The sequence below is a fragment of the Sphingobium sp. SA916 genome, from assembly GCF_002894065.1.
GTDB classification, from domain to species: domain Bacteria; phylum Pseudomonadota; class Alphaproteobacteria; order Sphingomonadales; family Sphingomonadaceae; genus Sphingobium; species Sphingobium fuliginis.
The window spans coordinates 47,107-56,760 of sequence record NZ_LXYF01000045.1 but is presented as its reverse complement, the minus strand read 5'-3'; the positions used below and the strand labels follow the sequence as shown (position 1 = coordinate 56,760).

Here is a 9,654-nt window from a genome sequence, read left to right as displayed (position 1 = left end):
CCTCCCGCAGGCGGGAGGGGTTAGGGGTGGGTGCGAGCGCAGCGAGCTTCCAGCTTAGCCGTTGAAAATTCACGCTGATGTCGCGCCAGCCCACCCCCTAGCCCCCTCCCGCCTGCGGGAGGGGGAATGTCCGCAATCCACCCACTTTCGCCTCTTAGGGACAATTACGGATAGGTTGCGGCGCGCGGTGGCGGCATGGATCGGCGCATGGATATGCGATTTGATCTGGCGCAAAAGGGGCAGGACGATGGGGCCTTCGTCATGGCGGCGACGCCGCCGGCCAAGGGCTGCGGTGGGCAATATTGCGAACGGTGCGAGGTGCGCGATCAGGCGATCTGCGCCGATCTCGACGAAAAGCAGCGCGTGGCGCTGAACCGGATCGGGCGGCGGGTGTCGTTGCAGGCCGGGCAGACCGTGATGTGGGAAGGCGACAGTTCGACGCTGGTCGCCAATGTGATCGAGGGGACGCTGAAGCTGTCCACCTCCACCGGCGACGGGCGCGAGCAGATCGTCGGCGTCGTCTATGCATCGGATTTCATCGGCCGCCCCTTCGGCGCGCGCACGCCGCACAGCGTCACCGCGCTGACCGATGCGCGGCTGTGCCTTTATCCGCGGGGGGCGTTCGACGGCTTTGCGCGGGAGCATCCGGCGCTGGAGCACCGGCTGTTGCAGCGGACGCTGGACGATCTGGACCGGACGCGGGCGTGGATGCTGCTGTTGGGGCGGAAGAATGCGCGGGAGAAGGTCGCGACCCTGCTGCTCGACATGCACCGGCGGTTGCGGGCGGACGGGGCCGGGGTGATCGAACTGCCCTTGTCGCGGCAGCAGATCGCGGATGTGCTGGGGCTGACCATCGAGACGGTGTCGCGCCAGATCGGCGATCTGAAGCGGATGGGCGTGATCGCGCTCGCCGGGCGGCGCGGGGTGCGGATCGTGGATGCCGGGCGGCTGGAGGGGATGGCCGAGGGGGAGTGAGGGGTGGTTGGCCCCTTGCAGACGTTTTCTCCCCTCCCGTAAACGGGAGGGGCCGGGGGCGGGCCGCCGCGTTAGCGGCGTCTTCCCTCACCGATAGCGCAGAGGCTCGCTTCGCTCGCGCCCACCCCCTAGCCCCCTCCCGCCTGCGGGAGGGGGAATGTCCGCTTCCCACCCAAGCCGGGCTTTTAGAGCTAAAGGCGTCCCAGAACGCGTGCTGTTTCCACGAATTCCTCGACGCTGACGGTTTCCGCGCGGCGTTGCGGGTCTATGCCGACCGCCTCCAGCGCTTGCAGGGCGCCGGGCAGGCCCTTGAGGCTCTGGCGCAGCATCTTGCGGCGCTGGCCGAAGGCGGCGGCGGTGAGGCGTTCGAGATGCTTCAACTGCACGCCTTCGGGGGCGGGTCTGGGCGTGATGTGGACGACCGCCGACATGACCTTGGGCGGGGGCGTGAAGGCGCTGCGGTGGACCTTCATCGCAATGCGGGCGTCGCTGCGCCATTGGGACAGCACGGCGAGGCGGCCATAATGATCGCCATTGGGTTTCGCCACGATCCGCTCGGCAACCTCCATCTGGAACATGAGCGTCAGGCTCGACCACCAGGGGAGTGGAGACCAGTCGGTGGAAAGCCAGCCGATGAGGAGGGCGGTGCCCACATTATAGGGCAGGTTGGCGATGATATGCGCGCCTTCGCCTGCCTCGGCGCGGGCGTCGACCGCCATCGCGTCGCCGGAAATCACCCGGAACTGGCCCGGAAAGGCCTCCGACAGTTCGGAAAGCGCGGGCAGGCAGCGCCGGTCGCGCTCGACCGCCACCAGCCTTGCCCCGGCGCGCAGGATCGCGCGGGTCAGGCCGCCGGGACCGGGGCCGACCTCGAAGGCGGGCTGATCCTCCAGCGGGCCGGGGATGGCCGCGATCCGGTCCAGCAACTGTTCGTCCAGCAGGAAATTCTGGCCGAGCGCCTTGCTCGCCTGCAACCCGTGGGCGGCGATGACGTCGCGCAGCGGTGGGAGCTTGGGCGGCGGGAGCTTGGAGCGGGTATCTGCGGCCATGAGCCTCAGCAGCCGGGGGTCAGCCGGGCGCGTGTCGCTTCGGCGGCCATCCTGATCGCGGCCATCATCGCGCTGGGATTGGCGCTGTCCTTGCCCGCAATGCCGAAGGCGGTGCCATGGTCGGGCGAGGTGCGCACGATGGGAAGGCCAAGGGTGATGTTCACCCCCTCGTCGAAATTCAGCGTCTTGATGGGGATCAGAGCCTGATCGTGATACATGCAGAGCGCCGCGTCATAGGTTTCGCGGGCGCGGCTGTGGAACAGGGCGTCGGCGGCGAGCGGCCCCTGAATGTCGTAACCTTCCGCCTGGAGCGACTCCACGGCGGGGCGGATGACGTCGATCTCCTCCCGCCCCAGCGCCCCGCCCTCGCCCGCATGGGGATTGAGGCCCGCGACGACCAGACGGGGACGGCCGATGCCGAAATTGCGCTGGAGCCCCTTTGCCGTGGTGATGGCGCGGGCGCGGATCAGATCGACCGTAAGCACGGACGACACCTCTGCCAGGGGGATGTGGATGGTGATCGGCACGACCTTCAGTGACGGCCCCGCCAGCATCATCACGGCATTGTGGGGCGCGACGCCGCAGCGTTCCGCGATGAATTCGGTCTGTCCCGGATGGGTGAAGCCGACGCCGTAGAGCTGTTCCTTGCCCACCGGGGCGGTGACGATCCCGGCGGCCGAACCGCTGCGGGCGAGGCCGACCGCGACCTCCAGCGCCTGAAAGGCCGTGCGCGCGCCATCCATGCTGGGCGTGCCGGGCGTGATCTCGCCCGCCTCCGCCACCTGCAGGCATGGCAGGGCCTTGTCGAAGACCTCCACCGCTTCCTCCGGCGTGCTGACCGGTTCGACCGGCCCGAGCCAGACGGCGCGCAGGGACGCGGCGTCGCCCACGGCGAAAAAGGGCGACAGGCCCCGCGCCTCCCGCATGACCCAGCTTTTGGCGACGATTTCCGGCCCGATTCCCGCCGGATCACCGAGCGACACGGCGAATGGCGGCATATCCGCCGGATCAGTTATAGTCGATAACGGCATCGCGGCGGAGATCGCGCAGATAGATGCGGGCGCGCTTGTTGACCCGTTCTTCTTCCAACTGCGCCATGATCTGTTCGGCATTGGGCGCGGCGGCGGAGGAGGCTTCGTCACGGCCGCAGACGACCAGCACGCGCACGCCGTCGTTGATCGAGCCGAAGGGCGGCGTCGCCTCACCGACCTGGAGGTTCAGGAGGATGTCCTGCAATTGCGGGGGCAGGTCGCGCAGCTTCACATTGTCGTTGTCGACCACGTCGGCGCCGATCTTGCCGCCCAGTTCATTGGCCTGGCCGCAGCCCTTGATCGTCTTGACCTGCGCGGCGAACGCGGCCGCCCTGGTACTCGCCTGTTCCTTGGTCGTGCCGGCGGGGAAGCTGACGGAGAGCTGCTTGAGGCTGAGCAGCGCATCGCGCGGATCGGCGGTCAGCACCTTGCGCTTGTCCATGACATAGATGATCGAGACGCCGCCCGGCACGCCGATGGGACCGGCGATCTGGCCGACCTGCATTTCGGCCGCCGCCTGCGCCAGTTCGTCGGGCAGCTGGACGGGGCGGACCCAGCCCAGATCGCCGCCGACCGCCGCCGTGGAGGCTTCGGAAAATTGCCGCGCATAGGCGGCGAAGCTGCCGCCCTGCTTGATCTGTTCGATGATGTTGCGGGCGTTCGCGATGATCTGCTGCTGGTTTTCCGGCGTGGCCGACAGGTAGATCTCGCCGATGCGGAACTCGTCGCTGCCCTTGGCCGCGTTCATGCGGTCGACCACCGACTTCACCTCGTCCTCCGACACGTTGACGAAGGGCTGGATGTTGCGGCGGAGCAGGCGGCTCCAGGCCAGCTCGCCCTCGATCTGGCGCCTTATGCTGGCGGCGGAGCTGCCCTGCTGGCGCAGATATTGGTCGAACTGGGCGGGGGACTGGCGGAAATTGGCCGCGACCCGCTCATAGCTCTGGTCGATCTCGGCCTTGTCCACCTTGATGTCGTTGGCGGCGGCTTCCTGGATCTGGAGCGTCTCGTCGATCAGGTTGCGCAGCACCTGGACGCGCAGCCTTTCCTTTTCCTCGTCCGACACCTTGCCGCCATTGGCCGTGATGATGAGGGCCAGGCGCTGGTCGACGTCCGTGCCGGTGATGATCCGGCCATTGACGATGGCCGTCGCCTTGCGGACATTGGGGTCGCTCTTGCCGAAGACGGTCACATCCCTGGGCAGGTTGAGCTGTTGCGTGGCGACATTGTCATCGTCGGCGACCGTCTGGGCCAGGCTTCCGCTGACGCCGGTAGCCAGCAGCGCCGAGGACAGAAGCACGGTCCGCAGGCCCCTGTAGGCCGTGCTGCCAATGCGGGAAAACGGGGAAACGACAGGCTGCATCGTCGACAAAACTCTCCAATCGGTTCGGCACGAGATGCGCCGATCCGCCTTAACCGACCCTGAGCAGGAAGCGGGAAGGCTGATCCTTATATGCCAATATTGCGAAAAGCCAGCCGAAGCTGGAAGCTGTTGCCCTTTCGTGCGTCGCCCAGCACCTGATAGTCGCGCCGCCAGGTGAGGCCGAGCGTCAGGCAATCGTCTTCATAGGCTATCCCCAGACGATGGCGCACGGGTTCATAGCCGTCCGCGACGGACAGCGGATCTTCCTTCGTGTCGGTCAGGTCGATGACGGTCGAGCCGAAGACCGACCAGAAGCGCGCGAACTGGACGCGACCGCCCAGCCGCAGTTCCTCGCGGTCCTGCAAATCCTCCAGATTGAGGTTCGCGTCGCGGTTGAGGCGCAGATAACCGACCGTCGCATAGGTCTTGCGGCTGCCGATGGTGGCGTCGATCTCGTTGCGGCGGACGGACAGATTGTCCTTGTCCAGCCGGAAGCGGTGGGTGAAGCTGATGAAATCCTTGTAGCGGACGGTGGTGCGCCCGACGACGTCGGACAGGCGGTCCGACAGGCCGGTTCCTTCCGGCAGGATGCTCTCTCGCTTGTCGAGGCGGTAGCTTTGCCCCACCACGCTTTCCAGCGAGAAGTCCGGAAGCGACAGGCTATATTCCATGCCATAGGTGACGCGGGTCGAATCCTCGAACCGGTCATATCCGGAAAAGCGGTTGAGCGCGAAGAGGTTGCTGTCCTCCAGATCGATGGCGCGGGCGTCCTCATTGGGGACGGAGAGATTGGCGATCTTGGGCGCGGCGACGATCTGCACGCGCGGGGCGATACGCTGCACGCCGCCGAACGCCTCGCCCATGAAGGGCCAGCGCATGTCGATGGCCGCCGCCGCGATGCCGCGCGCCTTCCAGCCCGGATCGCCGGCATAGCTGACGATGCTGTTCATCAGATTGTCGCTGCTGTGATAGACGTCGCCGCGCAAATAGGTGGTGAAGGTCAGTTCCTGACCCATCGGCGTCAGCTTGCGCAGGTTCCATTCGAAGGCGGCAAAGGCGCGCTGCGTGTCCTGGCCATGGGTGCGGGTGATGGCCAGGCTGTTCGCCTGGAACTGCGCCACGCCGCCCAGCAGCGGGTCCTTCATCCGCAGGCGATAGTCGATGACGGGCAGCGCGATCGGCATCTGCCCCTGCGAATCGCCGGTGCGCAGCGTCTGCACCGCCCAGCCGGCGATGGAGAAATAGCTGTTCTCCCCGATTCGCTGGGCGTTGAGCGTAGAACGCAGCCGGTCGTCCCGGCTGATGTCGTAGCGGCGCAGGAAGGTGCGGTCGGTCGCGGCGCGGATCGACCCGCCGATGCTCCATTCCGGCGTCAGTTGCAGCGCGCCGCTGGCGTCGAGATAGCCGCGGAAATCCCTTTCCGATCCCGCCGGGGTGGTGGAAGAGGCATTGCCGGTGGCGACGCGGCTGCCATAGGTCGCATAGCCGGTGATCTGGTAGGCGCCCCGGTCCCATAAGTGGCGGTAGTTGGTCTCCAGCATCGGCAGCGTGTCGGTATAGACATGCGGCGTGACGGTGAGGTCGCGATTGGGCGCCAGCTTCAGATAATAAGGCAGCGCGACCTCGAACCCGTTGGTGCGGTCGTAGCGAAGATTGGGCACCAGCAGGCCGCTGCCGCCATTGTCGCCCACCGGATGGGAGAAGCCGGGCAGCGGGATCAGCGGCAGGCCGAACAGTTCCACGCTGGCATTGGTATATTTGACGCGGGCCTTGACCGGATCATAGACGACCCTGACCGCCTTGATCTGCCAGGTGGGCTCCTTGGGGCAGCCTTCATGATCCTCGACCACACAGCCGGTATAGGCGGCCTTGCGCAGCGTATAGACCCCGTTCACCCGCTGGCCGCTGGCGGCGGCCAGCCGCCCGCCCGATTGCAGCACCAGCAGCATGTTCTGGACCATGCCGTCCTGCAGGGAATCGGTGACGTCGAACCGGTCGCCATAGGCGATATTGCCTTCCGGATCGGTGACGGAGACATTGCCGTTCGCCTCCACCTTCCCCGTGGTGCGGTTCCAGACGACCTTGTCGGCGCGCAGCCGGTTGCCCTCCCGCAGCAACTGCACATTGCCGCTGGCGGTCACGACCTCGCTGTTGCTGTCATATTCCAGCGCATCGGCGGCGAAGCCGATCTGTTCGTCGCTTTCGGGCACGGGGGCGTCGGGCGCGCTGATCGTCGCCTGCGGTTCCTGGAGTTGCTGGGCCGTGGCATGCGGGACGGCGACCAGGCACGGAAAGGCGGCGCCGGCGGCCAGGAGAGGTTTCAAACGCAAGGGGAAAGGGCTGTTCTGCAAAAGGATGGGGCCTCTTTGACGGGGCGCTTTGTTTCCCGCCTATCGCACTGCTTTGTCTGCGCTGCAATCGTCTCCGCCAAGAGTTTTGCGGGAAAATCAGTCGAACGGCTTTGCCAGACAGGGTAAGCCGCACTATCTGGCCATAGAGATACAAGCCTTGCAGGAAATAAAGGACCCTAGATGGAAATCGCGTTCAGCCCCGTCCGTCCCGAAGCCGATACGCTGGTCTTCGCCGTGCCGAAGGGCGGTTTCGACGCCTTGCCCCTGAGCGCCGCGCCCGTGTTGGCGGCGGGCGCCGCCGCGGCGCGCTTCACGGGCGAAGCGGGGTCGAGCTTCGAGAGCTTCGTGGAGGAAGGCGGCAGGGTGCTGCGCGTGGTGTTGGTCGGCACCGGCGCGGGCAGCGATGCGGATTATGAGCGCGCGGGCAGCGCGCTGACGGCGCGCCTGTCGACCAGCGGCGCGACCCATGCGGCGGTCGAATTCTTCGGCGGCGCGAGTGGGGACAAGGCGGCGGCGCTGGCCTTCGGCGCGTCGCTGCGCGGCTGGCGGATCGACACCTATCGCACGCGGCAGGCGGAAAAGGCCAAGCCGACGCTCAAGCAGATCACGCTGGTTTCGAGCGACGCCGGGGCGGCCTGGGAAAGCCGGTCCGCGGTCGCGGCGGGCGTGGCCTTCACCCGCGAGCTGGTGTCGGAACCGGCGAACATCCTCTACCCCGAAAGCTTCGTCGAGCGCTGCAGGCATCTGGAGGAGCTGGGCGTCAAGATCACCGTGCTGGACAAGACGGCGATGGCGGATCTGGGCATGGGCGCACTGCTGGGCGTGGCGCAGGGTTCGGTGCGCGAGCCGCGCCTGCTGGCCATGGAATGGGACGGCACGGGTGGCGCGACCGAAAAGCCGCTGGTCTTCGTCGGCAAGGGCGTGACCTTCGACACGGGCGGCATTTCCTTGAAGCCCGGGCCGGGCATGGAAGACATGAAATGGGACATGGGCGGCGCGGGCGCGGTCGCGGGCGCGATCAAGGCGCTGGCCGGGCGCAAGGCGAAGGTGCGCGTCGTCGGCATTTGCGGGCTGGTCGAGAATATGCCCGACGGCAATGCGCAGCGGCCGGGCGACATCGTCACCTCCATGTCCGGGCAGACGATCGAGGTGCTGAACACCGATGCCGAAGGGCGTCTGGTGCTGTGCGACGTCATTACCTGGGCGCAGAAGACCTATGCGCCGGAGGTGATCATCGATCTCGCTACGCTGACCGGGGCGATGATCATCTCGCTCGGCAACGAATATGCGGGCATCTTCTCCAATGACGATGGGCTGGCCGACGATCTGATCGCGGCGGGCAAGGCGGCGGGCGACCAGTTGTGGCGCTTCCCGCTGGGCGACGCCTACAACAAGCTGATCGACAGCCCGATTGCCGACATGAAGAATATCGGGCCGCGCTATGGCGGGTCGATCACGGCGGCGCAGTTCATCAAGCGCTTCGTCGATGAGGGCGTGAAATGGGCGCATCTCGACATTGCGGGCATGGTCTGGGCCGACAAGCCCGGCGCGACATGGGACAAGGGCGCGACCGGCTATGGCGTGCGGCTGCTCGACCGCTATGTCGCGGACAAGTTCGAGAGCTGATCTTTCTTCCCGTTCGGTTTGATTTGGTCCGGACCGAGGGCAAGCATTGTCTGGCTAAAACCCCGCCCCGTTCGGGCTGAGCCTGTCGAAGCCGTTGGCCTCGCCGACCTTCGGTTCGACAAGCCTGGGGCGAACGGTTAGAGCGTGAAGAATGCAAGTCGATTTCTACCAGCTCAGCCGCGATCCGGTGGAACAGGTGCTGCCTGCCATAGCGGGCCGTATCCTGGACATGGGCGAGCGACTGCTGGTGGTGGCGGGGGAGCCTGAACGGCTGGAGCGAATCTCCGCCGGGCTGTGGGCGGGGCCGCCGGAAAGCTTCCTGGCGCATGGCCGGGCGGGCCAGGGCGGCGAATCGGTGCAGCCGGTGCTGCTGGCGCAGGATTGCCCAAGCGTCGATCTGGCCGCCAATGGGGCACGGCATGTCGCATTGGCCGATGGTCTCTGGCGCGAGGAGGCGCTGGGTTTCGAGCGGGCCTTTTACTTCTTCGACGCGGAAACCGTCGAAGGCGCGCGGGCAAGCTGGCGCGATCTCGCCAAACGGGATGGCGTGACGCCACGATTCTGGCGGCAGGAAGGCCGCAAATGGGTGCAAGGTCCATAAGCATGGACCAAAGATCAGCCCTCTTGCGATAGGCTGCGGCCCGGTCTAAAGGGCGCGCCAACTTATCCCAACAATTCGGAGCTTTTGAGCCTTATGGCCGTGACCCGCACCTTTTCGATCATCAAGCCCGACGCGACCCGTCGCAACCTGACGGGCGCCGTGACCAAGAAGCTGGAGGAAGCGGGCCTGCGCGTCGTCGCTTCCAAACGCATCCGCATGAGCCGCGAGCAGGCCGAGGGCTTCTACGCCGTGCACAAGGAACGCCCCTTCTTCGCCGATCTGGTCGCGTTCATGATCTCCGGCCCGGTGGTCGTGCAGGTCCTGGAGGGCGAGGACGCCGTGAAGCGCAACCGCGACATCATGGGCGCCACCAACCCCGCCAATGCCGATGAGGGCACCATCCGCAAGGAATATGCCGAATCGATCGAAGCCAATTCGGTCCATGGTTCCGACAGCGAGGAAAATGCCGCGATCGAGATCGCCTATTTCTTCAAGCCGGACGAAATCGTCGGCTGATCCGGCATAGTCGGATTGGAAACGGGCCGGGGGCGACAAGCCTGCCGGCCCTTTTCTTTTGGAATCTTGGGTGGGAAACGGATTTTAAGCCAGACCCCCTTCAAATGATCCAACCCGCCAAACCCGGAACCGGAATGACTTC

The 9,654-nt window shown here is 66.2% G+C and carries 8 protein-coding genes; 4 read left to right on the top strand and 4 right to left on the bottom strand.

What is annotated here, in order from left to right; all coding sequences use genetic code 11:
* Window positions 1–207 precede the first annotated feature (207 nt).
* Window positions 208–975, top strand: a complete 768-nt coding sequence (locus A8G00_RS14635) for a Crp/Fnr family transcriptional regulator (RefSeq protein ID WP_103001007.1) — start codon at window positions 208–210, stop codon at window positions 973–975.
* A 191-nt stretch (window positions 976–1,166) separates the two neighbouring features.
* On the opposite strand, the gene rsmA is transcribed toward A8G00_RS14635, so the two are convergent.
* The 4 genes from rsmA to A8G00_RS14615 all read right to left on the bottom strand — a co-directional run bounded on the left by rsmA (window position 1,167) and on the right by A8G00_RS14615 (window position 6,769).
* The gene (gene rsmA / locus A8G00_RS14630; protein WP_103001006.1) at window positions 1,167–2,024 is read right to left on the bottom strand and encodes a 16S rRNA (adenine(1518)-N(6)/adenine(1519)-N(6))-dimethyltransferase RsmA; all 858 of its coding nucleotides are present in this window, start codon (window positions 2,022–2,024) and stop codon (window positions 1,167–1,169) included.
* Window positions 2,025–2,029: 5 nt separating this feature from the next.
* Complete coding sequence (gene pdxA / locus A8G00_RS14625; protein ID WP_025549697.1) at window positions 2,030–3,055, bottom strand: 4-hydroxythreonine-4-phosphate dehydrogenase PdxA; 1,026 nt, start codon at window positions 3,053–3,055, stop codon at window positions 2,030–2,032.
* Window positions 3,033–4,418, bottom strand: a complete 1,386-nt coding sequence (locus A8G00_RS14620; protein ID WP_048578597.1) for a peptidylprolyl isomerase — start codon at window positions 4,416–4,418, stop codon at window positions 3,033–3,035. The genes pdxA and A8G00_RS14620 overlap by 23 nt, the downstream gene beginning before the upstream one ends.
* An 86-nt stretch (window positions 4,419–4,504) precedes the next feature.
* On the bottom strand, window positions 4,505–6,769 hold the full coding sequence (locus A8G00_RS14615; protein WP_061936928.1) for an LPS-assembly protein LptD: 2,265 nt from the start codon (window positions 6,767–6,769) through the stop codon (window positions 4,505–4,507).
* Between the two features lie 180 nt (window positions 6,770–6,949).
* Here A8G00_RS14615 and A8G00_RS14610 point away from each other — a divergent pair, with 180 nt between their 5' ends.
* From A8G00_RS14610 to ndk, 3 genes are all read left to right on the top strand, one after another.
* On the top strand, window positions 6,950–8,395 hold the full coding sequence (locus A8G00_RS14610; RefSeq protein ID WP_103001005.1) for a leucyl aminopeptidase: 1,446 nt from the start codon (window positions 6,950–6,952) through the stop codon (window positions 8,393–8,395).
* Between the two features lie 151 nt (window positions 8,396–8,546).
* Window positions 8,547–8,996 carry a DNA polymerase III subunit chi gene (locus tag A8G00_RS14605; protein ID WP_103001004.1) on the top strand — a complete coding sequence of 150 codons (450 nt, stop codon included), beginning with the start codon at window positions 8,547–8,549 and terminating at the stop codon, window positions 8,994–8,996.
* A gap of 93 nt (window positions 8,997–9,089) precedes the next feature.
* The gene (gene ndk / locus A8G00_RS14600; protein ID WP_007684133.1) at window positions 9,090–9,512 is read left to right on the top strand and encodes a nucleoside-diphosphate kinase; all 423 of its coding nucleotides are present in this window, start codon (window positions 9,090–9,092) and stop codon (window positions 9,510–9,512) included.
* Window positions 9,513–9,654: the final 142 nt, after the last annotated feature.